This is a genomic window from Luteimonas sp. A482 (assembly GCF_054072655.1).
The window spans coordinates 20240-45554 of sequence record NZ_JBSVRO010000006.1 but is presented as its reverse complement, the minus strand read 5'-3'; the positions used below and the strand labels follow the sequence as shown (position 1 = coordinate 45554).

Below are 25315 nucleotides of genomic sequence, written 5' to 3'. Positions count from 1 at the left end.
CATGCACGGACCCCTCGGCATCACGCCCGACCGCCTGGCCAGCGAGGCCATGCGCTTCCACCACAAGCTTGCCGCGGGCCTGCAGAGCCTGCGCGAAGTCGGCGACTACGACTATGGCGCCACCGGCAAGGAAGAAGTCTGGCGTGACGGCAAGGTCGTGCTGTATCGCTACGTGGGTGAAAAGACGCCCACCGCGAAGGTGCCGCTGCTGATCGCTTACGCGCTGGTCAACCGTCCCTACATGGTCGACCTGCAGGAAAGCCGCTCACTGGTGCGCGGGCTGCTCGAGCGCGGCGAAGATGTCTACATCATCGACTGGGGCTATCCCGACCGCTCCGACCGCTACCTCACGCTGGAGGATTACATCGATCGCTTCCTCGGCGGCGCCATCGACGTGCTGCGCCGGCGCAGCGGGCTGGATGCGGTCAACCTGCTCGGCATCTGCCAGGGCGGCGCGTTCTCGCTGTGCTATGCGGCGCTGCACCCGGACAAGGTGAAGAACCTGATCACCATGGTCACGCCCGTGGATTTCCACACGCCGGACAACATGCTCTCGAACTGGACCCGTGACATCGACGTGGACCTGTTCGTCGACACGCTCGGCAACGTGCCGGCGGATATGATGAACTTCTCCTACCTCACGCTGAAGCCGTGGCGGCTGTTCGTGCAGAAATACGTGGGCCTGGTCGATATCCTCGACGATTCCCGGGCGCTCGAGGACTTCCTGCGCATGGAAAAATGGATCTTCGATTCACCGGACCAGGCCGGCGAGGCGTTCCGCCAGTTCATCAAGCAGTTCTACCAGGGCAACGGTTTCATCAACGGTGGCATCGACATCGGCGGGCGCGAGGTGGAGCTGGGCTTCGTCGACATGCCGGTACTCAACATCTATGCCGAGCAGGACCACCTGGTGCCGCCGGATGCCTCGCGCGCGCTGCAGGGCGTGGTGGGCACGGGCGACTATTCGGAGCTGTCGTTCCGCGGCGGGCACATCGGCATCTACGTCTCGGGCCGCGCGCAGAAGGAAGTGCCCTCGGCCATCCACGACTGGCTGGCGGCGCGGGCGCGCTGAGCGTCCTGCGGGGCGGTCATCGGACGCAGCGGATTCTTCACAATCCCGGCGATAGACTGCCCGCGCATCCACGGAACACAGCCATGAACACGACCGCCAAGCCTGCCCTGACCCGTTCGATCAATGACCGCGTGCTTGCTGGCGTGGTGGGCGGCATCGCGCACCGCTTCGGCTGGAGCCCAACCCTGCTGCGGGTCCTGTACGTGGTCGGCTCGGTGCTGTCGGCGGCGTTCCCCGGCATCCTGGTCTACCTGGTGCTGTGGCTGCTGATCCCGGAAGGCAACGATTGATCCAGCCCGCCACGCGATCGCGCGTGGCGCCGCTGTTGGAGGCCGCCGGCTTGCTGCTCGGCATCGCCTGGACACTGCCCAATACGCTGATCGGATTGCTGGCCGGCATGATCGCGGTACCGGTCGGCGCGCGTGCGCGTTTCAATCGGCGCGAGCGTGCCCTGGTGTTCCATCGCTGGCCGTGGGGACCGGGCGGTGCGATGACGCTGGGCAACGTGATCCTGCACAGCGGTGACAGCCTCGATTCCACCTGCATGACCTACGCGCACCGGGCAGGCCTGTGCAGCGAGCCGGGCATCGTGCTGGGCGACCACGAGCGTGCGCACGTCTACCAGTACATGGCGCTGGGTCCGCTGTTCCTGCCGCTGTACCTGCTGTGCGGCGGCATCAGCGTGCGCAACCGCTTCGAGCGCGCCGCCGACCGCTACGCGCAGACAGGTCGCGGCTGGTGGCCCTGGCCGGGGTGATGCGTTTGCAACCCTTGTCGGTATGTCCAAGTTGTCATTTCGACCGCAGGGAGAAATCCCGGCGACGGGCCGCAGATCTCTCCCTTCGGTCGAGATGACAGGCCAGGGATGGACGCGGCGTTGCTGTCGACAGGTACGCTGCGTCGGTGTCGGTGTCGGTGTCGGTGTCGGTGTCGGTCCGATGCCGATGCCGATGCCGGAGACAACATCGCCGGCGTCTCGAATGCGGACTCATGCGGATCTGGCGAGCGCCGACGAACGGTCGCGGTATTTGACGGTCGCGTAACAGCACCCGCGATACTCTGCTTGCGTCGAAAAAGAAACCGACGGCGAAAGCCCGAAGCAGACGATTCGACAAGGAAGGCTCAGCCGACCGGATCAAACCGGAAGACTGGGCCTTCTGCTTTTGCGCCATCGGCGCGTGTCCTGGAGTACGGCGGCGTGCACCGCGCTGGCGTAATGTCCGCACGGTATCGGTCCCCGACATTCCTCCACCGGAGAACGCAGCATGCGCCTGCACACTCGCAGCCTGGCCCTGGCTCTCGCCACCATCCTCGGCACCGCCTGCGGCGGCACGTCCGATACCGAAGTGCAGGACGCTGCGCAAACGGATCCTGCGCCGGCGGCTGTCGAACCGGCCATGAGCCCAACTGCTTCGGCCACCCATACTTTCGATACCGCGCAACTCGCCCGGTTCGACCATCCCTGGGCCATGACCTTCCTTCCTGACGGCCGCCTGCTGGTGACCGAGATGGGCGGCGCGCTGAAGCTCTACGATCCCTCGGCCAACACCACGGGCAGCATCAGCGGTGTGCCCGAAGTGGTGCATGTCGCGCAGGGCGGACTGGGCGACGTGGTGCTGCATCCGCAGTACGCCGGCAACCAGATGATCTACATCAGCTTCGTGGAGCGCGGCGATGACGGCCTGCTTGGCGCCGCGGTCGCGCGCGCGAAGCTGGCGCTCGACGACGCGGGTGGCGGCGCACTGGAAGGTGTCGAAGTGATCTGGCGCCAGGTGCCGAAGAGGAGCGGCGACGGCCACTTCGGCTATCGCATCGCCTTCGACGACGAGGGCAAGCTGTGGATCAGCTCCAGCGAGCGCAAGGAGTTCGATCCGGCGCAGGACATGGCCACCAACCTGGGCAAGATCATCCGGCTCGACGATGACGGCAGCGTGCCCGCTGACAACCCCTTCGCCGGGGCGGGCGAGATCGCGGCGCAGGTCTGGACGCTGGGCCATCGCAACATACTGGGCATCGATTTCGACGCGCAGGGGCGGCTGTGGGCGCACGAGATGGGGCCCAAGGGCGGCGACGAACTCAACCTCATCGTCAAGGGCGAGAACTACGGTTATCCGCTGGTCTCCAACGGCGTGCACTACGACGACACGCCGATCCCGGACCACGACACCCGGCCAGAATTCCGTGCGCCGGTGATCACCTGGACGCCAGTGATCTCGCCGGCCGGCTTCGTCATCTACGACGGCGACCTGTTCCCGGCATGGAAGGGCAACGGCTTCATCGGCGGCCTGTCGTCGTTGGCGCTGGTGCGGGTGGAGTTCGACGGCGAAAGCGCGCGCGAGGCCGAGCGCTTCGACATGCAGCGCCGCATCCGCGAGGTCGAGCAGGGCCCGGATGGCGCGATCTGGCTGCTCGAGGATGGCACCCGCGGCGCCGAGGGCTGGCTGCTCAAGCTCACGCCGAAGGATGACGGCCATGGTGCCGTTGACGGCCACGGCCAGGCAGCACCACGCACCTAGGAAGGAGACGGAATCATGCGCGATGGCCGAACCCCTGGTATGGCGCCCTGGTCGTTCTTCCTGCCGGTAGCGCTGGCGGTGCTTGTCGGTGGAGTCGTGGCCGGGCTGATCCTGCGCGGAATCGATGGCGTGTCCGGCAATGACGATGCCAACCCGGTGGCTGCATCACCGGGCAGTGCGGAAGGTGAAGTCGGGGCACCGGTCGAAGCCGCAGATTCAGCGCGTGCAGAGGTGGACGCGGCAGCGGCGGCACCTGCGCCGCCTGAGGCGGTCGTGCCGGCACCCCATGCCCCGGGCGCGGCATCTCCCGTGCTGCATGAGGACGAGGACGCAGTCGCATCCGTACCGTCCCTGCCCGGCGCAATCGTCGCCAGGCGCGATGGCGCGCCGGAAGCCTGCATCAGCGGCACGATCGCCTGGCGCGACGAGAACGGCTGGCAGCAGCGGTTGGAGAACGATGCGCCGGTGGCCTGCGTGGAGGCGTCTGCGCTTGCGCCGTAGCGCCGGAGCCTAAGCGCGCGGCAGCCGCTCGATCGATGTGCCCAGTGCGGCACCGTCCGCGCCGTAGCGGCGTTCGGCGAACAGCAGTTCCCCGGCGCTGGCCAGTACCACGCTGCTGCAGCGCGTGCCGTATGTCGGGTCGAGCACGAAGGGCGATGACAGCATGCGCTCCAGCTCGATTCCGACGCCCGTGTCGGGCAGTGACTGGTCGGGTGCGCGGGTGGTGTCGCGCAGGGCGGTGAACAGTGGTTCGATGGTGTCCGCGCGGGGCACCGCGGTATTGGCCAGCGGCGACTCCAGCCACGCCTGCAGTGCGCGGGTCGCGAACACACCCTTGGGCCAGGGCGCGTCGAAGCCGCCGTTCGACATCGCGTGCATGCCGGGCGCCACGGTCCGTGCTGAGAAGGCGGGATGATTGCTGGCACAGACCAGCTGCGCGCCGTCGTGCACCAGCAGGTTGAAGCGGCCGTAGTCGGCGGCCTGCGCGCCCAGGGCGGCAGTGAAGTCGCCTGCATCCGCGTGTCCGCGCACGAAATCCCGCACCAGCCAGCCGCGCGATCGTGGCGCCGTCTCCGCGCCCCGTCCCGCACGCACGTTGGTCACCGCGGCCACGCGCCCGCCGCGGGAGAGCTGCAGCCAGCCGCCACCCTGGGCCAGGTCGCGTCCGCCGTAGACATCGGGCGCATCCGGATCGAAGCCCGCTTGTGCGCTCGGCCGCGCATGCGCCTCGTCGCGATTGGCGATCAGCGCCAGCTGCCAGCGCGGGTGCACGCGCCAAGCGATGGCCACCAGGCACATGTCAGTCGGCCTGCGGGTCGCGGATCACGAGCAGGCGCGGTTCGGTCATGTCCTCGATCGCGTACTTCACGCCCTCGCGGCCGAGGCCCGACTGCTTCACGCCGCCGTAGGGCATGTTGTCGACGCGGAAGCTGGGCACGTCGCCGACCACCACGCCGCCGACCTCGAGCCTGTCCCAGGCGCGCATCGCATGCGCCAGGCTGGCAGTGAACACGCCGCTCTGCAGCCCGAACGCACTGGCGTTGACGGTATCGAGCGCGGCATCGAAATCGTCGAACGGCTGCAGGCAGGCGACCGGGCCGAAGACCTCCTGCCGGTACAGGTCGCTGTCCGTCGGCACCTGTTCCATCAGCGTGGCCGGGACCATGTTGCCCTCGCGCGCGCCGCCAGCCAGGCGCTTCGCGCCGCCCTTGCGCGCCGCCTCGATCCAGGACTCGATCCGCTTGGCCGCGGCCTCGTCGATCACAGGGCCGATGAAGGTCTGTTCGTCGCGCGGATCACCCTGCACCAGCGCGGCCGTGCGTGCCTTGAGCTTCCTGCGCAGCGGCTCGTACAGGTCGCGATGGACCAGGATGTGCTGCACGCTGATGCAGCTCTGTCCGGACTGGTAATAGGCGCCGGTGACCAGGCGATCGGCGATGTGGTCGAGCGATGCGCCCGGGTCGGCGTCGACGATGCAGGCGGCATTGCCGCCCAACTCCAGCGTCACCTTCTTGCGGCCGGCGCGCGCCTTGAGTTCCCAGCCGACCAGCCCACCGGTGAAGCTGAGCAGGGCGATGCGATCATCTTCCGTCAGCGCGGCGGCATCCTCGTTGCTGCAGGCGAGGATCGAGAATGCGCCCTTGGGCAGGTCGGTTTCGGCCAGCACCTCGCCGATGATGAGCGCACCGACAGGGGTTTTCGCCGCGGGTTTGAGCACGAACGGGCAGCCGGCCGCGATCGCGGGCGCGACCTTGTGCGCGACCAGGTTGAGCGGGAAGTTGAACGGCGTGATGAAGCTGCACACACCGATCGGCACCCGCTTGACCATGCCACGGTAGCCGCGCGTGCGTTCGGAGATCTGCAGCTCGATGGTTTCGCCTTCGACCCGCGTGGCTTCGCCGGCGGCGATGCGGAAGGTGTCGACCAGGCGCGAGACTTCGCCGCGCGCGTCGCGGATCGGCTTGCCGGCCTCGATGCACAGCGCCAGCGCGAGTTCATCGGCGCGCTCGTCGAAACGGCGCATGCAGTGTTCGAGCACGTCGCGGCGCTGGTCCGGCGTGAACCGGGCCATCGCCTCGCGTGCGCCGTATGCGGCGGCGATCGCCTTGTCGATCAGGGCTGCGTCGGCCAGCGCGACGCGGGTGGCGACCTTGCCGCTGTACTTGTCCAGCACCTCGAGGTCGGTATTGGGCTGCACCGGCGCGTTGGCCAGGTAGCCGGGATAGGTCTTCGCGATTGCGCCGCCCTTGGGCTGCTTGCCGCTGCGTGCCATTGCGGGGTTCCTTGCGGGGAAGTCTGAAACGGGGAATCAAACCTATTCGACGGCGGCGGCCAGTTCGCCGATCTCGCGGTTGAGCAGCGCGTCGTCGCGGCTGTAGTCCACCGGCACCTCGATCAGGTCGATGCCGGGCGTGTCCAGCGCGGTGCGCAGCTGCCGGCGGAAGTCGTCGATCGAGCCGGCGCGGTGGCCGCGCGCGCCGTAGCTTTGTGCGTAGAGCACGAAGTCCGGGTTGCCATAGTCCATTCCAAACTCCGCGTAGCCCTCGTGCGCCTGCTTCCACTTGATCATGCCGTAGGCGTCGTCGCGCAGGACCAGCACGACCAGGTCGATCTGCAGCCGCATCGCCGTCTCCAGCTCCTGCGAATTCATCATGAATCCGCCGTCGCCGCACACCGCCACCACCTTGCGTGTCGGATGCACCATGGCCGCGGCGATCGCCGAGGGCAGGCCCGCTCCCATCGTGGCCAGCGCGTTGTCGAGCAGCAGCGTGTTGGGCAGGCGGCAGCGTGCGTGGCGGGCGAACCAGAGCTTGAACAGGCCGTTGTCCAGGCAGGTGATGTCCTGTGCATCCAGGGCGCCGGCGAGTTCAGCCGCCAGCCGCGGCGCGGACATCGGGAAGCGCGCGTCCGCGGCGAGGCCGGCGATGTTCGCGCACAGTGCGTCGCGCACGCGGTCGAAGAACGCGAACTCCCAATGCGGCTGCGGTTTCAGGTCAAGGCGCTGCGCCAGTTCCCACACCGAGTTGGCGATGTCGCCGACCACCTCGATCTGCGGGAAGTACACCCGGTCCACCACCGCCGGAAAGTAGTTGACGTGGATCACCGTGCGCCGGCCGCGGTGCATGGAGAAGGGCGGCTTCTCGATCACGTCGTGGCCGATGTTGATGATGCAGTCCGCGGCGTCGATTGCGCGGTGTACGAAGTCACCATCCGAAAGCGCGGCGGTGCCGAGCCACAGTGGGCCGGTTTCGTCCAGCACGCCCTTGCCCATCTGGGTACTGAAGAACGGGATACCGAGCCGCTCGACGAAGGCATGCAGCATCTTCGAGGTGGTCTTGCGATTGGCGCCGGCGCCGATCATCAGCAGCGGATGACGCGCCTTGCGGATTGCATCGGCCGCGACGTCGAGCGCCTTGTCCTCGGCGACCGGGCGACGCGTGTGCACGGCAGGCAGCACGATCGCGTCGGTGTCCTCGTCGGCGACGTCCTGCGGCAGCTCCAGGTGGGTGGCGCCGGGGCGCTCCTCCTGCGCAAGCCGGACCGCTTCGCGCACCTTGGCCGGAATGCCGCCGGCCGACACCAGCTGGCGCGTGTACTTGGTCAGCGGTTGCATCATGTCGACCACGTCGACGATCTGGAAGTGTCCCTGGCGGCTGTCGCGGATCGGTTTCTGGCCGGTGACCATCAGCATCGGCATCGCGCCGAGCTGGGCATAGGCCGCAGCGGTGACAAGGTTGGTCGCGCCCGGGCCGAGGGTGGCCAGGCAGACGCCGGCCTTGCCGGTCAGTCGGCCCCAGGTCGCGGCCATGAAGCCGGCGGCCTGCTCGTGCCGGGTCAGCACCAGCCGGATGCTGGAGGTGCGCAGCGATTCGAGCAGCGCCAGCGTTTCCTCGCCGGGAATGCCGAACACAAGGTCGACGCCTTCGGCTTCCAGCGCCTGGACAAACAGATCGGAGGCTTTTGTCATCGCGGGCCACCCTCGCATGCAGAACGTTACGGCGATGTTCCTGTCGCGGCTGAAGCCGCTCCTACAGGGGACGTGGTATCGCACTTGTAGGAGCGGCTTCAGCCGCGAACCGTCGCGTTACCCGCCACGAGCGGGGACGGGGCATCGTCCCGCAGGAGTGGCTTCAACCGCGAACCCTTGCGTCACCCGGCGCCCGAACCACCCTCCACATCCTCCACCCGCAGCCGCAGCCGCCCGTCGGCCACGCGTGCCGACACCGTATCGCCTGTTGCTACATCGGTGGTGCCACGCACCACCTGCCCATCGTCGCGCTGCAGGATGCTGTAGCCCCGCGCGATGGTTGCCAGCGGGCTCACCGCCTCCAGTGACCGGGCCAGTCCGCGCAGCTGCAGGGCATCGCGCTGCAGGCGCCGCGCGATGGCAGCCTGCAGGCGTGGCTGCGCGTCGGACAGCTGCTGGTGCAGCAACTGCAGCCGGCGCTGCGGGCGCGTGGCCTGCAGCACCGCGCGGGCGTGTCGCAGGCTGGCGGCATGCGTCAGCAGGCGCTGCTGCCATGCCGACTGCAGGCGGCGCAGGGCTTCGTCGCGGCGTAGTGCGTAGGCCTGCAGCCGCGCCTGCGGGCGCTGTGCATTCAAGCGCAGCGCCGCGCGATCGGTGCGCTGCGCCAACTGGCGCAGGTGGTTGGCCTGCAGCGCGGAGGCGCGCCGGTGCAGGCCCGCCAGGCGCTGGCCGAGGTCGACCTGGCTGGGCACCAGCAGTTCGGCTGCGGCCGACGGCGTGGGCGCGCGCAGGTCGGCGGCGAAATCGGACAGACTGAAGTCGGTTTCGTGGCCGACCGCCGACACCACCGGCACCGGCGAGTCCGCGATCGCGCGCGCCAGTGCTTCGTCGTTGAATGCCCACAGATCTTCCAGCGAACCGCCGCCGCGCGCCAGCAGGATCACGTCGTGGCGCCCACTGACCGCGGCCCGCTGCAGCATCGAAGTGATCTGTGCGGCCGCCGCCTCGCCCTGCACCGGCACCGGCAGGATGTCCACCTCGACCAGGGGAAAGCGCCGCGCCAGCACGCTCAGCACGTCGCGCACGGCCGCGCCGGAGGGCGAGGTGATCACCGCAAGGCGCCGCACGTAGGCGGGCAGGGGGCGCTTGCGCTCGACGTCGAACAGGCCCTCGGCCTGCAGGCGCGCCTTGAGCTGGTCGAAGGCCCGGCGCAGCGCGCCTTCGCCGGCATCCTCCAGCGAATCCAGGATCAGCTGGTAGTCGCCGCGCGCTTCGTAGAGGGTCAGCCGACCGCGGGCCAGCACCTTCATGCCTTCGCGCGGCAGGAACGCCAGGCGCTGGCTCTTGGGCTTGAACAGCGCGCAGCGCACCTGCGCGCGGGCATCTTTCAGCGTGAAGTACAGATGGCCCGAGGAGGGGCGCGAGACGTTGCCCAGCTCGCCCTCGACCAGCACCAGCGGGAAGGTGTCCTCCAGCAGGCTGCGCGCCAGCGTGTTGAGCTGGCTGGGGCTGAGGATCTCGCCGGTGATCGCGTCATTCATGCCCGGCAGGATAGCCGTGCCGATGCGCCCAGCCCATCACGGCGCGTCGGCCTGCCACTGGATCGAAAGTTCGCCGACCCGCGCCATGCGCTGCAGGTGGCTGGCCACCACCTCCTGGTAGCGCTGGAGCCTTGCGTCGTCGGCAGCCTCGACGGAGACGTCCAGCCGGTCGGCTTCGGCCCGCATGCGCGCGCTGGTGGTCGGGTCGAAGGGGACGAAGCCGCTGTCGGCATCAAACGCGACTTCGAACTTGTGCGCCCAGTGCGTGCACAGGCGCTTGATGAGGTGGGTCGCTTCTGGCGTGGCGATGGTGGCGGAGGATGAGATGGGCATCTGTGGGCCTGCGGGGAGGAGGGCTGGAGCTGTTCTGGCGCCCCGACCGTGCCGTTGACCGGGCGGGCACGGCGGGGCCGGGGTCTTTCAATGAGTTCTTTTCCCATTCGAGCTGGAGTCGGCCCGGGTGGGCTGGATCAGGCCTGCGGCCGGGGGTCGTCCCGGGCCGGGGGTTGCTCCCCGGCTCGGTCAGCCCGTTGCGCGGTCCGGCCCGGCGCAGCGCGCCGGGCGTTCGTGCGGACGCGCGGCAGTGCCGCGCGAGCTGTCCGCACTCACCCATGGCTGACTCGCCGCCGCAGCGCATCCATGCGCTGCTCTCCGCAATCCCCCGCCCCGGAGCGACCATCGCCCAGTCACTGGCGTGGCTTCGAAAAAGCTCGCCATCGAAGCATCGCAGCGCCAGTCGCAATGAGCCGTGCCCTGGCGACCGGGGGTCGTGGAAAGCAAAACATGGATGTTTTGCGCGCGAGTCAGGGCACGATGCCCTGACCGAGCGAAAAGCGATCCCCGGTCGACAGGGCGCGGCATCAATTCGAAGCCCGCGCGGGACTTCCGGAAATCTTCCACTTTGGGAAAAGAACCTTTTCAATGTGGGGGCGGCACCGCCCACCGGAGCCGCCATGGCCGCAACGGAGCGTTGCCGGCCCGTGCCGCGCCCGCATCGCGACAGGCGGCGGTCACCGGTTCGCGGCTAAAATGCGCGCATGTCCGCCCAGCCCCAGTCGTTGCCGCCCTGCCACGCCGATCCGGCCGCACCCTTCGGGACGCTGTCGCGACGGCATACGCAGCAGGTGCGCGTCGGCGGCGTCACGCTGGGCGGGCAGGCGCCGGTGGTGGTGCAGTCGATGACCAATACCGACACGGCAGATGTGGCCTCGACCGCGAAGCAGGTCGCCGAACTGTGGCGCGCGGGTTCGGAGCTGGTGCGCATCACCGTCAACAATCCCGAATCGGCCGCGGCGGTGCCGCGCATCGTCGAGCGCCTGGCGATGCAGGGCATCGAGGTGCCGATCATCGGCGACTTCCACTACAACGGCCACCAGTTGCTCGAGCGCGAGCCCGCCTGCGCCGAAGCCCTGGCCAAGTACCGGATCAATCCGGGCAACGTCGGTTTCGGCAGGAAGCGCGACACCCAGTTCGCGCAGCTGATCGAGTTCGCCATCCGCTACGGCAAGCCGGTGCGCATCGGCGCCAACTGGGGTTCGCTGGACCAGTCGCTGGCGGCCACCTTGATGGACGAGAACGCGCTGCGCGCCGAGCCCTGGGACGCCGGGCGCGTGCTGCGCGAGGCGCTGATCCGCTCGGCGGTGGACTCGGCCGAGCGTGCAGTGGAACTTGGCCTGGGCCGCGACCGCATCGTGCTCAGCGCCAAGGTCAGCGGCGTGCAGGAACTGATCGCCGTGTACCGCGACCTCGCGCGCCGCAGCGACTTCGCCCTGCACCTGGGACTGACCGAGGCAGGCATCGGCTCGAAGGGCATCGTTGCCTCCTGTGCCGCGCTGGGCGTGCTGCTGCAGGAAGGCATCGGCGACACGATCCGCATCTCGCTCACGCCCGAGCCAGGCGCGCCGCGCACCAACGAAGTGGTGGTCGCGCAGGAACTGCTGCAGACCATGGGCCTGCGCGCGTTTACGCCGATGGTCACCGCCTGCCCGGGCTGTGGCCGCACCACCAGCGAGTTCTTCCAGGAACTGGCGCAGGTGGTGCAGGAACACGTGCGCGCGAAGATGCCGGAGTGGAAGATCACCCGGCCGGGCGCGGAGAACATGACCCTGGCGGTGATGGGCTGCGTGGTCAACGGACCGGGCGAATCGCGCCACGCCAACATCGGCATCTCGCTGCCCGGCACCGGCGAGGCGCCGTCCGCGCCGGTGTTCATCGACGGTGAGAAGGCGCTGACCCTGCGCGGCGAGCACATCGCGCGCGAGTTCGTGGCCCTGGTCGACGACTACGTCGATCGCACCTGGGGCCGGGGCGCGGATGCCTGAGGCCAGCTGGCGCCGCGGCGCGGTCGACGCCTGCGGCGGCTTCGTGCGTCGCCATGGCTGGCGACTTGCGCTGCTGTTCGCCGGCATGCTGCTGCCGATGTGGGCCTTCCTGGAGTTGGCCGACGAGGTCCACGAGGCCGAGGCGATTCCGTTCGACGAGCCGGTCCTGCTGTTCGCGCAGGCCATCGCCAGCGAGGGATTCGACCGGGTGTTCCTGTTCTTCTCGAAGATCGGATACGCCTGGGGCGTGGTGCCGGTCGATATCGTTCTGGTTGTAGTGCTGCTTGCGCTGCGTCGCTGGCGCGATGGCCTGTTCGCCGCGGTGGCCACCGGCGGCTCGGCGCTGCTGAACTTGGCGACCAAGCGCCTGTTCTCGCGCGACCGGCCGGCGCTGTGGGAGTCGATCTCGCCCGAGGCCACCTACAGTTTCCCCAGCGGCCACGCGATGGGGTCGATGACCCTCGCCCTGGTACTGGTGCTGCTGGCCTGGCCGACGCGCCTGCGCTGGTGGGTGGTCACGGCGATGGCGGTGTTCGTGCCCATGGTCGGGCTGTCGCGCGTGTACCTGGGCGTGCATTACCCCTCCGACATCCTGGCCGGCTGGTCTGCGGCGGCGCTGTGGACGGTGGGCGCGTACCTGCTGCTGCACCGCCGCATTGCCGCGGGCGCAAACAGCGGCTGAACACGCCGTCCCCGGCGATTGTCCGCACGGGATGCGACCCGGTCTTGCGCGCGGCACTGGCAGGCGTAGAGTGCGGCCGTTGGGCACAGGGATGCGCAATCGGACAGGGGCGGTTGTGAAGGCGATATCCGGGTCACCGGATGTCCCGACACGCATGCGCCCCTGGGTTCTTCGCAATAGCTTCGGCGGTTGGTCCGGGCGGTTTGGCGGGCCGGTCGTCGATTTCCGCGGAGTATCGACGATCCGGAGGTGGGCATGGACAGCAGGACACGTTGGGGGCTTGTCGTTGGACTGTGTGTGGCGGGCGGGGCAGTACTGGCCGCGGTCACGACGGGGGAAGGACGCAGCGCCGGCCGCGCATGGCTGGCGGCGATGCAGCCACAGACGGCGGCGGCGACGGTCGCCACCTCGTCGACAACAGCCGGCGTAGCGGCAGCAAGCGGCCGCGAAGACGCATCGGCACGCGGCACCTACATCATCATGTTCCGCGAGCCGACGGTCGCCGCCTATCGCGGCGGGATCGCTGGGATCGCCGCGGCGCCGGCCAAGCGTTCGAGCGCCACCGGCACCTCGCGTCCGGACATGCGCAGCCCGCAGGCGCGCGAATATGCGCGCTACCTGCAGGGACGCCAGGCCCAGATCGAACGCGGCATGGCGCAGGCGATCGGGCGCCAGCCGCAGGTGTCGCAGCGTTTCCAGCACGCGATCAACGGCGTCGTCGCCGAACTGGGCCCGGCCGAAGCCGAGCGCGTACGCGCGCTGCCCGAGGTGCTGCTGGTCGATGAGTACCGCGAGTACCCGCACGACACCGACACCGGCCCCGCGCTGATCGGCGCCCCCGCCGTGTGGAACGGCACCGCGGCCGGCGGCACCGGCCAGCAGGGCGAAGGCGTCGTCTTCGGCATCCTCGATTCGGGGATCAACTTCGGCAGCCCCTCGTTCGATGCGCTCGATCCGATCGACGGACATGCGCACGTCAACCCGCTCGGCGCCGGCAACTACCTGGGCAGCTGTGCGGCAGGCGGCATCGACGAAGGCCGCTGCAACGACAAACTGGTCGGCGGCTATGACTTCGTCTGCGCGGCACCGGCCAACACCTGCGGCGCGGCCAACATCCGCGAGGAGCCGGGCTTCGGCGACAGCAACGGCCACGGCAGCCACGTCGCCTCGACCGCGGCCGGCAACCGCCGCGACGTCGACGTGCTGGGCAACACGCGCCGGATCTCCGGCGTGGCGCCGCGCGCGAACATCGTCGCCTTCGACATCTGCTACACCAACACCGCGACCGGGCAGGGCCTGTGTCCGAACGTATCGGCAGTGGCGGCGGTGGACCAGGCGATCGCAGATGGCGTGGTCGACGTGATCAATTATTCGATCGGTGGCGGCGCCTCTCCCTGGAGCGAGGCGGTGTCGCAGGCCTTCCTCAATGCGGTCGAGGCGGGCATCTACATCGCGGCCTCGGCGGGCAACAGCGGGCCGGCCCCGAACACGCTTGGACACGTCGAGCCCTGGGTGTCGTCCACCGCGGCATCGCAGCACGGTCGCGGGGATTTCGTGGTGGTGCTGGAAGTGACCGGCCCGCAACCGGTGCCCGAAGCCTTGGCCGCCATCGAGATGAACCCCGGCAGCAACGGCGTGAGCCAGGACGCCGCCATTCCCGGCGACACGCCGCTGCTGGTGAGCCCGGGGATCGATTCGGTCGACGACGCCTGCGCCGCGTATCCGGAGGGCGCCTTTACCGGCGCGATCGCGGTCGTGCGCCGCGGCAGTTGCTCGTTCACCATCAAGGTCGACAATGCCGCTGCGGCCGGCGCGGTGGCGGTGGTCGTCGCCAACAACGCCGCCGGTGCACTCATCCCGTCGGTGCCTGGCACCACCGTGCCGGCTTTTGGCATGCTGCAGGCGGATGCCGACGCGCTGCGCAATTTTGCCGCGGCCAATCCGGCGGTCACCGCCGGCATCCCGTATCCGGCGATCATGCTGACCAACCAGGTCGATGCGCTCGGCGCGTTCAGCTCGCGCGGACCGGCCGGCAGCTTCGACCTGCTCAAGCCGGATGTGACCGCCCCGGGCGTGCGCATCCTGGCGGCGGTGGCGGGGACCACCATCACCGGCTTCGAAGAGGACGTGGCGCTGTACAACGGCACCTCGATGGCCTCGCCCCACCAGGCCGGTGCCGCGGGCCTGGTCCGGCAGGTGCGTCCGGGCTGGACGCCGCCGGAAATAAAGTCGGCGTTGGCGATGACTGCCAGCCAGAGCGTGCTGCTCGAGGACGGCGTCACGCCGGCCGATCCGCACGCCGCAGGCTCGGGGCGGATCCAGGTGGACCGCGCGGTCGCGGCCGGCCTGGTGATGCACGAGACCGCTGCCAGCTACCAGGCGGCCAATCCCGCCACCGGCGGCGATCCGGCCACGCTCAACCAGCCCAACATGATCCGCCGCAACTGCGCGCCGCAGTGCGTGTTCGTGCGGACCTTCCGCAACCCGCTCGCCACCGCGCAGGGCTATCGGGTGCAGGTCGAAGGCCTGCCTGCACGGGCGACCCCGGCCAACCTGAAGGTGCCGGCAGGCGGTTCGGTGTCGGTGCGGGTGGTGGTGGACGGAACCGCGCTGCCGGCCGACGGCAGCTGGAACTTCGGCCAACTGGTGCTCACGCCGGTGGTTGCCGGCTCGCGCAACCCGCCGCCGACGCTGCACCTGCCGATCGCGGTGGTGGTGCCGCCGCCGGTGATCCAGCTGCCCGACCTGGTCGGGTCCGCACTGCAGGCCGGGCGCAGCGGTCGCGCCACGACCACCGTGGCGAACGCGGGCGGTTCGCCGCTGGTGTACAGCTTCGACAACAGCGGCTCGGGCCTGGCGACGCTCGCCAACGCGCTGGGGCAGAACGCGACGAGCGGCTATCGCGCCACGCGCTATGCCGACCCCGCGGCGGCCGGGTTCGCCGCGCAGTTCAGCGCCGACGACTTCAGCCTCGCCGCGTCCACCCGGATCCTCTCGCTGCGTGCGGAAGGCTTCGTGGTGAGCGGTTCTGCGCTGACCGCCATCTCGCCCACGTTGACCTGGGCGATCTACCCGGATGCCGGTGGCGTACCGGCGGGCGATCCGCTGCGCTCGCCGGACGCGGCAGCCTGGACGCTGACCGCCCCGGTCAACGCGCCTGGCGTGGACACGACCGGTGCGGCGATCACGCTGGACCTGGTCGCGGCCGGCGCCACCGTCGACCTCGCGCCGGGCCGCTACTGGCTGCTGGTGCACACCAACTCGACCTTCGCCAACCGCTGGGCCTGGTATGCCTCGACCACGCTCGGCAGCGGCGGTTTCGCCGGGCTCAACGTGTCGACCGCGGGTGCTGGCGCCTGGGCGGCGAACACCACGTCTCCGGGCCTGTCGATGCGGGTCGTGGGCGAGGTCGCCTGCGGGGCCCCGTGGATGGGCGCGGTCAGCCCGCCGATGGGAACGCTGGCGGCCGGCGCCTCACGCGCCTCGACCATCCAGTTGAGCGCGGCCGGCCTGTCCGCAGGCGTGCGCGAGGCGTTCTACTGCGTGGGCAGCAACGATCCGGTCGCGCCCAAGCGCGCCGGCGCGATCCGCCTGACGGTGACGCCGTAAAAAAGCAACATGCGCAGTGAGTCGAGGACGGAGGGCCGGGCAACCGGCCCTTCGTCTTTGCAGGCCGGGGTCGGATACGTGGCCACGCCGAAACGGCGCAGGCGGACGGATCGCATCAGCCCTTGGCATGCACCCGGTTGCGGCCTTCGTGCTTGGCGCGGTAGAGGGCGGCGTCCGCGGCGGCAAGCAGCTGCGAGCGGCTGGTGTCCGGTGAGCGGAGCGGGGCGACGCCCACGCTGACCGTGATCTGCCGGGGCGTGCCGCCGGGAGAGAAGATGGTGGCGGCGATGGCCTCGCGCAGCCGCTCGGCGAAGGCGACGGCATCGCCCGCGCTGCCTTCGGGCAGCAAAACCGCGAACTCCTCGCCGCCGATGCGTGCGGCGATGTCGTCGCTGCGCACGTGCTGGCGCAGCACCGCGCCGATCCGACGCAGCACCTCGTCGCCGGCGATATGGCCGAAGGTGTCGTTGACCGGTTTGAACAGGTCGACGTCGATGATGCACAGCGCCAGCTCGCGGCCGTGGCGCAGCGCGCGGGCGATCTCCTTGTCCAGCACCGCCATGAAGTGGCGCCGGTTGTAGAGGTCGGTCAGCGCGTCGTGCGTGGCGAGCTGGTAGATCTCCTCGTGGTAGTGCCCCTCGATGCTGGTCTGGCTGATGAACTTGAGCAGGCTCTCGCCGACCACGATGTGGTCGCCGTCAGCCAGCGTGGTTTCGTTGATTGCGACGTCGTTGATCCGGGTGGGATTGGTCGCGCCCAGGTCGCGGATGCGGAAGGCATCGTGTTCGAACCAGATCCGGCAGTGTTCGCGCGACACACTCTTGTGCGCGATCACCAGGTCGGCCTCGTGCGAGCGGCCAACCAGCACGGGCGTGCCATCGATGTCGAGGCGCGCGCCGAGCCCTTCGCCGAGGATCACCACCAGGCACGCCGAACGCGGCAGCGGCCGGTCGGGCCCGGTGCTGAGCAGGGTGCGCTGGGTGGTGTTGGCCGGGTCGTCGGGGCGGGACATGGTGGCGCTGGCAGGGGGCCATTCAGTGTACCCGCCAGCGGCGGCGCGGGGCTTTCCGCTACCATGCCCGTCGCAATGGGCCAACAGGGGGCCCCATGACGAATCCGCCCGACCACGATCCCGATCGCACCCAGCTTCTGCACACGCAGGCGCGGCCGGGTGAGGCTGTCGCGCGCGACAGCGACGTGCCGCGCGGCACCCGGCTGGGCCGCTACCGGATCGACTCGTTGCTCGGCCGCGGCGGCATGGGCGAGGTGTACCGCGCCGAGCAGCTTGAGCCGGTGCGCAGGACGGTCGCGCTGAAGCTGCTGCGCGGGCAGGCGCTCGATGCCAGGCGCAAGGCGCACTTCGAGATCGAGCGGCAGGTGCTGGCGCAGATGCGCCATCCCGCAATCGCGCAGATCCACGACGCCGACACCACGCCTGATGGCCATCCGTTCTTCGCGATGGAGTTCATCGACGGGCAGCCGATCACCAGCTTCTGCGAGTCGCGCGCGCTGCCGCTGGCACAGCGGCTGAAGTTGTTCATCGAGATCTGCGAAGGCGTGCAGCACGCGCACCAGAAGGGCGTGATCCACCGCGACCTCAAGCCGGGCAACCTGCTGGTCGACGACAGCGAGGGCCGCGCCCGCCCCAGGATCATCGACTTCGGAATCGCCACCGCGGCCGAGCGCGCCGGCACCCGCGAGATCGCCGGTACGCCCGACTACATGAGCCCGGAACAGGCCAGCGGCGACCAGGCGCTGCTCGACACGCGCAGCGATGTCTACTCGCTCGGCGTGGTGCTGTGCGAGTTGCTCTCCGGCCAGCGTCCCCACGTCCGCGGCGAGACGTTGACGACGCACTCACGCACCACCTGGCTGCCGTCGGCCCAGCTCGACGCCATGCCGGCGACGGAGCGGGCGCGGCTGGCGCAGGCGCAAGGGCAGCAGCCGGGTCCGATGCGGAAGCTGTTGCGCGACGAACTGGACTGGGTGGTGGCGCGCGCCATGGCGCACGAGCGCGAGAATCGCTATGCCTCGGCCGCCGCGCTGGCCGACGACCTGCAGCGCTTCCTCGATGGACGCCCGCTGCAGGCAGTGCCGCCCTCGCGCCTCTACCTGTGGCGCAAGTTCGCTCGCCGCCATCGCGCGGGGCTGGCCGCCAGTGCCGTGGCCACGCTGGCGCTGGTGGCCGGGCTGGCGCTGTCGCTGCACGGGCTGATGCAGGCGCGTGCGCAACGGACGCTGGCTGAGCAACGCAGCGGACAGCTCGAGCGGGTGGCCGCCTTCCAGCAGTCGATGCTCGAGGAGATCGACGTCGAGGGCATGGGGCTGCGCCTGGGCCAGGAACTGCGCCAGCAGGTGGCGCGCAGCGCGCCGCAGATGGCCGGGTCGGTGGAGCAGGTGCTGGCGAAGGTGAGCACGGCAGACCTCGCGCGTTCGCTGATGGAAACCAGCGTGCTGGCCCGCGCGGAGCAGGCGATCGAACGCGACTTCGCCGACCAGCCGGCGCTGGCTGCCGATCTGCGCGAGGCCTCGGGACGCGTGCACGATGCACTCGGGCTGTACGCCGGTGCCGAACGCGCCCAGGCCGCCGTGATGGAGTGGCGGATGTCGGCGCTGGGTCCGCGCGATCCGGCCACGCTGCGCGCGCGTCGCGCCCGCGCCGAGGCATTGCGACAGCTCTCGCGCTATGACGAAGCACGGACGATGCTGGAATCCGCGCTCGCCGACGCGGCGGACCTGCCTGCCGACGACGAGACGAGGGCGCTGATCGAATACGAGCTGTCGGAGGTGCAGGGACTGCAGGGCGACCTGGCCGGCGCAGCTGCTGCGAGGCGGACGCTGCTTGCACGACTGCAGTCGACGCGCGGAGCGGAGGAGCGGCTGGTCCTGCAGGTCAAGTCCGGGCTGGCGATGCAGATGGCGCGCATGGGCGACCTGCCGGAAGCCAGGGCACTGCTCGAAGACGCGCTCACGGTCCGGCGCCGCGTGCTGGGCGACGAGCACGCCGATACGGTGGCGAGCATGAGCGCGCTGGCGACCGCCATGGCGATGCAGGGAGACCTGGTGCCGGCGGTGGAGCTGCAGCGCACTGTGGTGGCGGTGCAGGGTCGGCGGCTGGGCAGCGAGCACCCGGACACGCTGGGCGCTCGCGGCAACCTCGCCAACATGCTCAGCGACCGCGGCGATACCGAGGAAGCCATCGGCGAAGCGGAAGCGGTGGCCGAGGCGCGGCGGCGCGTGCTTGGCGAGGAGCATCCGATGACGCTGCGCGGCCTGCTCAACCTGGCAAGCCTGCGCGCGCGGCTCGACGATTTCGCGGGGGCGCTGCCGCTGGAGCAACAGGTGCTCCAGGCCCGCACCCGGCTACTCGGCCCGGAGCATCCCGACACGCTGTTCGTGGCGCTCAACCACGCCATGACCCTCACCCGGGCCGGCCAGCTGCAGCGCGCGCAGGCGCAGTTCGCCGAGGCGATGCCGCGGGCGCTGGCCGTGATTGGCACCAAGCATCCGCAGTACCAGCTGGGCATGGTGGCCTGGGGCCATGCATTGCGCGATGCCGGTAACCTGGCCGGCGCCGCCAACCAGCTGCGCGCGGCGCTTGCGCTGCGCGAGCAGTTCCTGCCCGCCGGCTCGCACCAGATCATCGACACCGCCTGGACGCTGATCGGCGTGCTGCGCGACACCGGTGCCTCCGGCAAGGCCGAGGCGGACGCGCTGCAGGCGCGCCTGATCGATCCGCTGTTGGCGACGGATCCACACACCCTGGATCCACGCCTGCAGGGCCTGCAGGAGGCGATCGGCGAAGCGTTGGCCGGGGACGTCGACGGGCTCGCGCGACGCCGCTGACAGCGGCGCCCGTCACTCGGCGGGCTTGGCCGCCTCGACCGGTGCCTGGGTGGCCGCGCGCCGCAACAGCATCGCTTCGCGATGCGCGATGTAGCCGTTGGCCCCCAGCACGATCGCGCCGCCGAGCAGCGTCCAGGTGTCGATGGTCTCGCCGAACAGCCACCAGCCAAGCAGCACCAGCACCGGCAGCTGCACGAAGCTGATCGGCTGCAGCGCCGACACCTCGCCAAGCGCAATCGCGCGCGTCCACAGCAGCTGGCCGAAGGTGCCCATCACGCCGGTCGCCAGCAGCCACACCCAGGCCATCGGCTCGGGCCACACCCACTGCAGCAGCGCCGGCACCAGCGACATCGGCACCCAGAACAGGTAGGTGTAGAACACCACGGTGTCGGGTGAATCGAAGCGCGAGAGCTGCTTGATCTGGATCGCCACGATGCCGGCGAACAGCGCGCCCACCAGGGCCACCATCATCCCCGGCGTGAATCCGGTGCCGGGGCGCAGGATCACGATCACGCCCACGAAACCGGCCGCGACCGCCATCCAGCGGCGGATGCGCACCCGCTCGCCCAGCCACATCGCCGCGCCGATGGTGACGAACAGGGGCGTGGCGTAGGACAGCGAGATCGCCTGCGCCAGCGGCAGGTGGCCGACCGCCCAGAACCCGCACAGCATCGCGCCCAGCCCGATCGTGGCGCGCGCCAGGTAGCGACCCAGATGGCGGGTGCGCGGAAACGGATCGCCCCAGCGCATGATCAGCGGCAGCAGCGCCGCCAGGCCGAACAGATTGCGGAAGAAGGCGATCTCGGTGGTCGGAATGGTCCGCGTGGCGAAACGGATCGTCAGCGCCATCACCGCGAACGACAGCGTGCTGCCCAGCATCAGCAGCGCGGCGCGCGCGTACACCGACTCGGGCCACCAGCGCGGGCGCGGCAGGTTCACCAGCGTGCGCCGACGATGCGGGGCTCGGGCTCCAGCGCAACGCCGAAGCGCGCATGCACGGACCCGGCGATGCGCCGCGCCAGTGCCAGCAGCTGCGCGCCGGTCGCCGTGCCATGGTTGACCAGCACCAGGGCGTGGTCGGCGGACACGCCGGCGTCGCCATCGCGCTGGCCCTTCCAGCCGCAGGCCTCGATCAACCAGGCCGCAGGCAGCTTGTGGCTGTCGGCGCCCGCACCGGGAAACACCGGCAGCTGCGGATGCGCGGCGGCGAGTGCCTCGGCCTGCGCGCGCGCCACGATCGGGTTCTTGAAGAAGCTGCCGGCGTTGCCGATCACCGCCGGGTCGGGAAGCTTGCGGCTGCGGATCGCGCAGACCGCGTCGAACACCTGCAGCGGTGTTGGCGATTCGATGCCGGCGGCGGCCAGTTCGTCGCGGATTCCCGCATAGCCGGTGCGCACGGCAGCGGTACGCGCCAGGCGGAATTCCACTGCCATGACCACGTAGCGCCCGGCTTCGCGCTTGAACAGGCTGTCGCGATAGGCGAAGGCGCAGTCCTCGCGCGACAGGCGTGCAAAACGTGCGCGCGCCGGTTCGAAGACATCGACCGCGTGCACCGATTCGGCCACCTCCACGCCGTAGGCGCCGATGTTCTGGATCGGCGCGGCGCCGACGGTGCCCGGGATCAGGGCCAGGTTCTCCAGGCCGCACAGGCCCTGGTCGAGCGTCCAGCGCACCAGGCCGTGCCAATTGGCGCCGGCTTCGGCGCGCACGGTGGCGTGCGTTCGGTCATCGTCCAGCACGCGCAGCGCATCGCCACGCAGCGCCAGCACCGGCACGTCGGCGTCGCCGGAAAACAGCAGGTTGCTGCCGCCGCCCAGCAGCAGCGGGGCGGTTCCTGCCGGCACATGGCGGGCGAATACTTCCGGCAGCGCCGCGGCGTCTTTGACCTCGACCAGCAGCGGCGCGCGCGCGGCGACGCCGAAGCTGTTGCGGGCGCGCAGATCGGCGTCCCGGTGGATGCGGTAGCCGGCACTCATCGCCGGCTCACAGGTTGGGCAGGTTGCCCCGGCTCGGGGCTTCCTTGCGCCGGCGGATGGCTTCCACGCATTCGCCGATCAGGCCTGGCCCGCGATAGATCAGGCCGGTGTAGACCTGCACCAGCGAGGCGCCGGCGGCCATCTTCTTCACTGCATCGGCGCCGGACAGGATGCCGCCCACGCCCACCAGCGGGATCGCCTCGGGCAGGCGCGTGCGCAGCATCCGCAGCACCGCGGTGGACTTGTTCATCAGCGGCTCGCCGGACAGTCCGCCGGTCTCGCGCGAGAGCGGATGGTCCTGCACGCTGATGCGCGAGACGGTGGTGTTGGTCGCGATCACGCCATCGACCTGCAGGTCGCCGAGCACGCGCGCGCAGGCATGCACGTCCTCGTCGGACAGGTCGGGCGCGATCTTGACCAGCATCGGCACGCGCTTGCCGTGCTGCGCGCCCAGGCGCTCCTGTTCCTCGCGCAGCGTGGCGACCAGGCGCCGCAGCGCCTGCTCTTCCTGCAGCTCGCGCAGGCCGGCGGTATTGGGCGAGGAGATGTTGACGGTGATGTAGTCCGCCAACGGATACACCCGCTCCATGCAGTGCAGGTAGTCGCGCGCGGCTTCCTCGTTGGGCGTGTCCTTGTTCTTGCCGATGTTGATGCCCAGCGGGCCGCCGCGCCGCTGCGCGCGTTCGACGTTGTGCACCAGCGCGTCGACGCCATCGTTGTTGAAGCCCAGGCGGTTGATCAGCGCGCGGTGGCGCGGCAGCCGGAACATCCGCGGCGACGGATTGCCGGCCTGCGGACGCGGCGTGACGGTGCCGATCTCGACGAAGCCGAAGCCCAGCCCGAACAGCGCATCGATATGCGCGCCGTTCTTGTCCAGCCCCGCGGCAAGGCCGACCGGATTGGGAAAGGTCAGCCCCAGCAGCCGGGTCGGGAACGGCCGCGGCTGTGCGCCCAGCAGCGCGCCCAGTCCAACGCGCTGCAGCGCGCCCAGGCCATGCAGGCCGAGTCGGTGCGCGCGCTCGGCCTCCAGGCCGAACAGAAGCGGGCGGAGCAGGCCGTACATGTCAGCTGGCGAGGCCGAGCCAGATCAGGCCGCCGAAGAACACCAGCGCCAGCACGATGCCGATCGTGCCGATCACGAGCATCGAGTAGCCGAGGATGAGCCCGGACAGGGCCAGGCCGTCGCCCTCCAGGCGCTCGGGCGCGCGCCGGATCTCGCTGCGCGCCATGTGCCCGGTGATGATCGCCACGATGCTGCCGATCAGCGGCAGCAGGCACCAGCCGAGGATGCCGGAGATCAGGCTGACGACCGAGAGCGTGCTGGTCTGGCGGGTTGCAACGTTCATCATGTGTCTCCGGAAGTTCTGCTATGCGGCCTGGGGCCGGTGGCCGTCGGTGGTGGAATCACCAGGCAGTCCTGTCATGCCACGCAATGCGCCAGGCCACGCTTGACCATCAAGGCCGGCGAACCTGGACGCGTTGTGTCGCGCCGCAGCATCGCATATCGCGTTGCGCCAGTCGCGCCCTGCAGGCGGACTGGCGCACGACGATCGGCTCGGCTCAGAGGTCGAACTTGATGCCCTGCGCGAGCGGCATCGCATCGGAGTAGTTGATGGTGTTGGTCTGGCGGCGCATGTAGGCCTTCCATGCGTCGGAGCCGGACTCGCGGCCACCGCCGGTCTCCTTCTCGCCGCCGAACGCGCCACCGATCTCGGCGCCCGAGGTGCCGATGTTGACGTTGGCGATGCCGCAGTCCGAGCCGGCGGCCGTCAGGAACGCCTCGGCCGCGCGGAGGTCGGTGGTGAAGATCGACGAGGACAGGCCCTGCGGCACCGCGTTCTGCATGTCGATGGCTTCGTCCAGGCTCGAGTACTTCATCACGTACAGGATCGGCGCGAAGGTTTCGGTCTGCACCACTTCGGCGTCGTTGGACAGGCCGGTCACGATGGTCGGCAGCACGAAGAAGCCCTTGCGGTCGGTCAACGCGGCGCCGCCGCTTTCGACCTTGCCGCCGGCGGCCCTGGCGCGCTCGATCGCGGCGAGGTAGGCATCGACCGCGGACTGGCTGTTGAGCGGGCCCATCAGGTTGGCCGGATCGGTGGGATCGCCGATCTTCTTCTCCACCTGCGCATAGGCGGTGACCAGCTTGGCCAGCACGTCGTCATGGATCGACTCGTGTACGAACAGGCGGCGCGTGCTGGTGCAGCGCTGGCCGGCGGTGCCGACCGCGCCGAACACGACCGCCGGGATCGCAAGTTTCAGGTCGGCCGACGGGTCGACGATGATCGCGTTGTTGCCGCCCAGCTCGAGCAGCGAGCGGCCCATGCGGCGCGCCACGCGCTCGCCGACCGTGCGGCCCACCTTGGTCGACCCGGTGAAGCTGACCAGCGCCACGCGCTTGTCGTCGACCATGCGCTGCGCGAGCGCGTTGTCAGTGTCGTTGAACAGGAAGAAGATGTCGGGAAAGCCGCCCTTGCGCAGCGCCTCGTTGCAGATCTTCATCGAGGCGATCGCCGACAGCGGCGTCTTGCCCGACGGCTTCCAGATCGAGATGTCGCCGCAGACCGCGGCCACGAACGAATTCCAGGCCCACACCGCGACCGGGAAGTTGAACGCGCTGATGATCCCGACGATGCCCAGCGGATGCCACTGCTCGTACATGCGGTGGCCGGGGCGCTCGGAATGCATGGTCAGGCCGTACAGCTGGCGCGAGAGACCGACGGAGAACTCGCCGATGTCGATCATCTCCTGCACTTCGCCGTCGCCCTCGGGCTTGGACTTGCCCATCTCCAGCGCGACCAGGGAACCGAGTGCGTCCTTGTGCGTGCGCAGCGCATCGGCGCACAGGCGGATCGCCTCGCCGCGGCGCGGCGCCGGCGTCGTGCGCCAGACCTTGAACGCGGCCTGGGCACGCTCGACGATCAGTTCGTAGTCCGCCTGCGACGAGGCCTGCACGCGGCCGAGCACTTCGCCCGTGGTCGGATTGACCGGCTCCAGCACGCCGGCATCGCTGGTCGTGGACCATTCGCCGTTGCCGAGCCAGGTGCCGGATTCGCTGGCGCCCAGGCCGAGCGCGGAAAGGACGGGGTGTGTCATGCCGGGGAACTCCTGTGCGCCGCGTGGCCGCGGGGCGGCAGGGTTGGGCGCGTATGCGGATAGGGATGGTGCCCCCGGCGCGATTCGAACGCACGACCTTCCCCTTAGGAGGGGGACGCTCTATCCAGCTGAGCTACGGGGGCAGCAGTGCGCTGATTTTCGCATGTCGCGCCTGGACATGCCAAAAC

20 protein-coding genes and 1 tRNA gene are annotated in these 25315 nt (G+C 69.8%); 9 read left to right on the top strand and 12 right to left on the bottom strand.

The genetic code is table 11. The features are described 5' to 3' along the window. Position 1: 1 nt before the first annotated feature. The 5 genes from ACW5DW_RS14855 to ACW5DW_RS14835 all read left to right on the top strand — a co-directional run bounded on the left by ACW5DW_RS14855 (position 2) and on the right by ACW5DW_RS14835 (position 4089). Positions 2-1072, top strand: coding sequence for a class III poly(R)-hydroxyalkanoic acid synthase subunit PhaC (locus tag ACW5DW_RS14855; protein WP_457019947.1), 1071 nt, complete (start codon positions 2-4; stop codon positions 1070-1072). Positions 1073-1155: 83 nt separating this feature from the next. Then, positions 1156-1362, top strand: coding sequence for a PspC domain-containing protein (locus tag ACW5DW_RS14850; RefSeq protein ID WP_457019946.1), 207 nt, complete (start codon positions 1156-1158; stop codon positions 1360-1362). Continuing rightward, positions 1362-1829: a hypothetical protein gene (locus ACW5DW_RS14845; RefSeq protein WP_457020103.1), complete on the top strand. Its 468-nt coding sequence runs from the start codon at positions 1362-1364 to the stop codon at positions 1827-1829. The genes ACW5DW_RS14850 and ACW5DW_RS14845 overlap by 1 nt, the downstream gene beginning before the upstream one ends. 508 nt (positions 1830-2337) lie before the next feature. Next, positions 2338-3588 carry a PQQ-dependent sugar dehydrogenase gene (locus ACW5DW_RS14840; RefSeq protein ID WP_457019945.1) on the top strand — a complete coding sequence of 417 codons (1251 nt, stop codon included), beginning with the start codon at positions 2338-2340 and terminating at the stop codon, positions 3586-3588. A 15-nt stretch (positions 3589-3603) separates the two neighbouring features. Continuing rightward, positions 3604-4089, top strand: coding sequence for a hypothetical protein (locus ACW5DW_RS14835; RefSeq protein WP_457019944.1), 486 nt, complete (start codon positions 3604-3606; stop codon positions 4087-4089). A 9-nt stretch (positions 4090-4098) separates the two neighbouring features. Here the strand turns inward: ACW5DW_RS14835 and ACW5DW_RS14830 are convergent, their stop codons facing one another. From ACW5DW_RS14830 to ACW5DW_RS14810, 5 genes are all read right to left on the bottom strand, one after another. Then, positions 4099-4878 (bottom strand): NRDE family protein, encoded by a 780-nt coding sequence (locus tag ACW5DW_RS14830; protein WP_457019943.1) that lies wholly within the window; start codon positions 4876-4878, stop codon positions 4099-4101. A 10-nt stretch (positions 4879-4888) separates the two neighbouring features. After that, complete coding sequence (locus tag ACW5DW_RS14825; RefSeq protein WP_457019942.1) at positions 4889-6361, bottom strand: aldehyde dehydrogenase family protein; 1473 nt, start codon at positions 6359-6361, stop codon at positions 4889-4891. 42 nt (positions 6362-6403) lie between these two features. After that, complete coding sequence (locus ACW5DW_RS14820; RefSeq protein WP_457019941.1) at positions 6404-8056, bottom strand: acetolactate synthase large subunit; 1653 nt, start codon at positions 8054-8056, stop codon at positions 6404-6406. A 182-nt stretch (positions 8057-8238) separates the two neighbouring features. Further along, positions 8239-9597 carry an exodeoxyribonuclease VII large subunit gene (gene xseA, locus ACW5DW_RS14815; protein ID WP_457019939.1) on the bottom strand — a complete coding sequence of 453 codons (1359 nt, stop codon included), beginning with the start codon at positions 9595-9597 and terminating at the stop codon, positions 8239-8241. A 36-nt stretch (positions 9598-9633) separates the two neighbouring features. Further along, on the bottom strand, positions 9634-9930 hold the full coding sequence (locus tag ACW5DW_RS14810) for a DUF2218 domain-containing protein (RefSeq protein WP_457019937.1): 297 nt from the start codon (positions 9928-9930) through the stop codon (positions 9634-9636). 704 nt (positions 9931-10634) lie between these two features. On the opposite strand from ACW5DW_RS14810, the gene ispG reads away from it, so the two are divergent. From ispG to ACW5DW_RS14795, 3 genes are all read left to right on the top strand, one after another. Then, positions 10635-11918 (top strand): flavodoxin-dependent (E)-4-hydroxy-3-methylbut-2-enyl-diphosphate synthase, encoded by a 1284-nt coding sequence (gene ispG, locus ACW5DW_RS14805; protein WP_457019936.1) that lies wholly within the window; start codon positions 10635-10637, stop codon positions 11916-11918. Continuing rightward, positions 11911-12600, top strand: coding sequence for a phosphatase PAP2 family protein (locus ACW5DW_RS14800; RefSeq protein WP_457019935.1), 690 nt, complete (start codon positions 11911-11913; stop codon positions 12598-12600). Before ispG ends, ACW5DW_RS14800 begins: the two co-directional genes overlap by 8 nt. Before the next feature lie 255 nt (positions 12601-12855). Beyond that, positions 12856-16209, top strand: a complete 3354-nt coding sequence (locus ACW5DW_RS14795; RefSeq protein WP_457019934.1) for a S8 family serine peptidase — start codon at positions 12856-12858, stop codon at positions 16207-16209. 115 nt (positions 16210-16324) lie between these two features. On the opposite strand, the gene ACW5DW_RS14790 is transcribed toward ACW5DW_RS14795, so the two are convergent. Continuing rightward, a complete protein-coding gene (locus ACW5DW_RS14790; protein WP_457019933.1) occupies positions 16325-17221 on the bottom strand; it encodes a GGDEF domain-containing protein in 897 nt (298 codons plus the stop codon). 95 nt (positions 17222-17316) lie between these two features. Here ACW5DW_RS14790 and ACW5DW_RS14785 point away from each other — a divergent pair, with 95 nt between their 5' ends. After that, on the top strand, positions 17317-20055 hold the full coding sequence (locus ACW5DW_RS14785) for a protein kinase domain-containing protein (protein WP_457019932.1): 2739 nt from the start codon (positions 17317-17319) through the stop codon (positions 20053-20055). A gap of 12 nt (positions 20056-20067) precedes the next feature. Here the strand turns inward: ACW5DW_RS14785 and ACW5DW_RS14780 are convergent, their stop codons facing one another. The 6 genes from ACW5DW_RS14780 to ACW5DW_RS14755 all read right to left on the bottom strand — a co-directional run bounded on the left by ACW5DW_RS14780 (position 20068) and on the right by ACW5DW_RS14755 (position 25270). Beyond that, on the bottom strand, positions 20068-20934 hold the full coding sequence (locus tag ACW5DW_RS14780) for a DMT family transporter (protein ID WP_457020102.1): 867 nt from the start codon (positions 20932-20934) through the stop codon (positions 20068-20070). A 56-nt stretch (positions 20935-20990) separates the two neighbouring features. Beyond that, positions 20991-22031: a UDP-N-acetylmuramate dehydrogenase gene (murB, locus tag ACW5DW_RS14775; protein ID WP_457019930.1), complete on the bottom strand. Its 1041-nt coding sequence runs from the start codon at positions 22029-22031 to the stop codon at positions 20991-20993. A gap of 7 nt (positions 22032-22038) precedes the next feature. Next, a complete protein-coding gene (locus ACW5DW_RS14770) occupies positions 22039-23094 on the bottom strand; it encodes a quinone-dependent dihydroorotate dehydrogenase (protein ID WP_457019929.1) in 1056 nt (351 codons plus the stop codon). A 1-nt stretch (position 23095) separates the two neighbouring features. Further along, complete coding sequence (locus tag ACW5DW_RS14765) at positions 23096-23377, bottom strand: DUF4190 domain-containing protein (RefSeq protein ID WP_457019928.1); 282 nt, start codon at positions 23375-23377, stop codon at positions 23096-23098. Positions 23378-23591: 214 nt separating this feature from the next. Beyond that, on the bottom strand, positions 23592-25127 hold the full coding sequence (gene amaB / locus ACW5DW_RS14760) for an L-piperidine-6-carboxylate dehydrogenase (protein ID WP_457019927.1): 1536 nt from the start codon (positions 25125-25127) through the stop codon (positions 23592-23594). A 66-nt stretch (positions 25128-25193) separates the two neighbouring features. Next, positions 25194-25270: transfer RNA gene (locus ACW5DW_RS14755), tRNA-Arg, on the bottom strand. Positions 25271-25315 lie beyond the last annotated feature (45 nt).

Coding starts and splice junctions, on each gene's coding strand:
- ACW5DW_RS14855 (WP_457019947.1), top strand. CDS start 2: ATGCACGGACCCCTCGGCATCACGCCCGACCGCCTGGCCAGCGAGGCC.
- ACW5DW_RS14850 (WP_457019946.1), top strand. CDS start 1,156: ATGAACACGACCGCCAAGCCTGCCCTGACCCGTTCGATCAATGACCGC.
- ACW5DW_RS14840 (WP_457019945.1), top strand. CDS start 2,338: ATGCGCCTGCACACTCGCAGCCTGGCCCTGGCTCTCGCCACCATCCTC.
- ACW5DW_RS14835 (WP_457019944.1), top strand. CDS start 3,604: ATGCGCGATGGCCGAACCCCTGGTATGGCGCCCTGGTCGTTCTTCCTG.
- ACW5DW_RS14825 (WP_457019942.1), bottom strand. CDS start 6,361: ATGGCACGCAGCGGCAAGCAGCCCAAGGGCGGCGCAATCGCGAAGACC.
- ACW5DW_RS14820 (WP_457019941.1), bottom strand. CDS start 8,056: ATGACAAAAGCCTCCGATCTGTTTGTCCAGGCGCTGGAAGCCGAAGGC.
- xseA (WP_457019939.1), bottom strand. CDS start 9,597: ATGAATGACGCGATCACCGGCGAGATCCTCAGCCCCAGCCAGCTCAAC.
- ACW5DW_RS14810 (WP_457019937.1), bottom strand. CDS start 9,930: ATGCCCATCTCATCCTCCGCCACCATCGCCACGCCAGAAGCGACCCAC.
- ispG (WP_457019936.1), top strand. CDS start 10,635: ATGTCCGCCCAGCCCCAGTCGTTGCCGCCCTGCCACGCCGATCCGGCC.
- ACW5DW_RS14800 (WP_457019935.1), top strand. CDS start 11,911: ATGCCTGAGGCCAGCTGGCGCCGCGGCGCGGTCGACGCCTGCGGCGGC.
- ACW5DW_RS14795 (WP_457019934.1), top strand. CDS start 12,856: ATGGACAGCAGGACACGTTGGGGGCTTGTCGTTGGACTGTGTGTGGCG.
- ACW5DW_RS14790 (WP_457019933.1), bottom strand. CDS start 17,221: ATGTCCCGCCCCGACGACCCGGCCAACACCACCCAGCGCACCCTGCTC.
- ACW5DW_RS14785 (WP_457019932.1), top strand. CDS start 17,317: ATGACGAATCCGCCCGACCACGATCCCGATCGCACCCAGCTTCTGCAC.
- ACW5DW_RS14780 (WP_457020102.1), bottom strand. CDS start 20,934: ATGCTGGGCAGCACGCTGTCGTTCGCGGTGATGGCGCTGACGATCCGT.
- murB (WP_457019930.1), bottom strand. CDS start 22,031: ATGAGTGCCGGCTACCGCATCCACCGGGACGCCGATCTGCGCGCCCGC.
- ACW5DW_RS14770 (WP_457019929.1), bottom strand. CDS start 23,094: ATGTACGGCCTGCTCCGCCCGCTTCTGTTCGGCCTGGAGGCCGAGCGC.
- ACW5DW_RS14765 (WP_457019928.1), bottom strand. CDS start 23,377: ATGAACGTTGCAACCCGCCAGACCAGCACGCTCTCGGTCGTCAGCCTG.
- amaB (WP_457019927.1), bottom strand. CDS start 25,127: ATGACACACCCCGTCCTTTCCGCGCTCGGCCTGGGCGCCAGCGAATCC.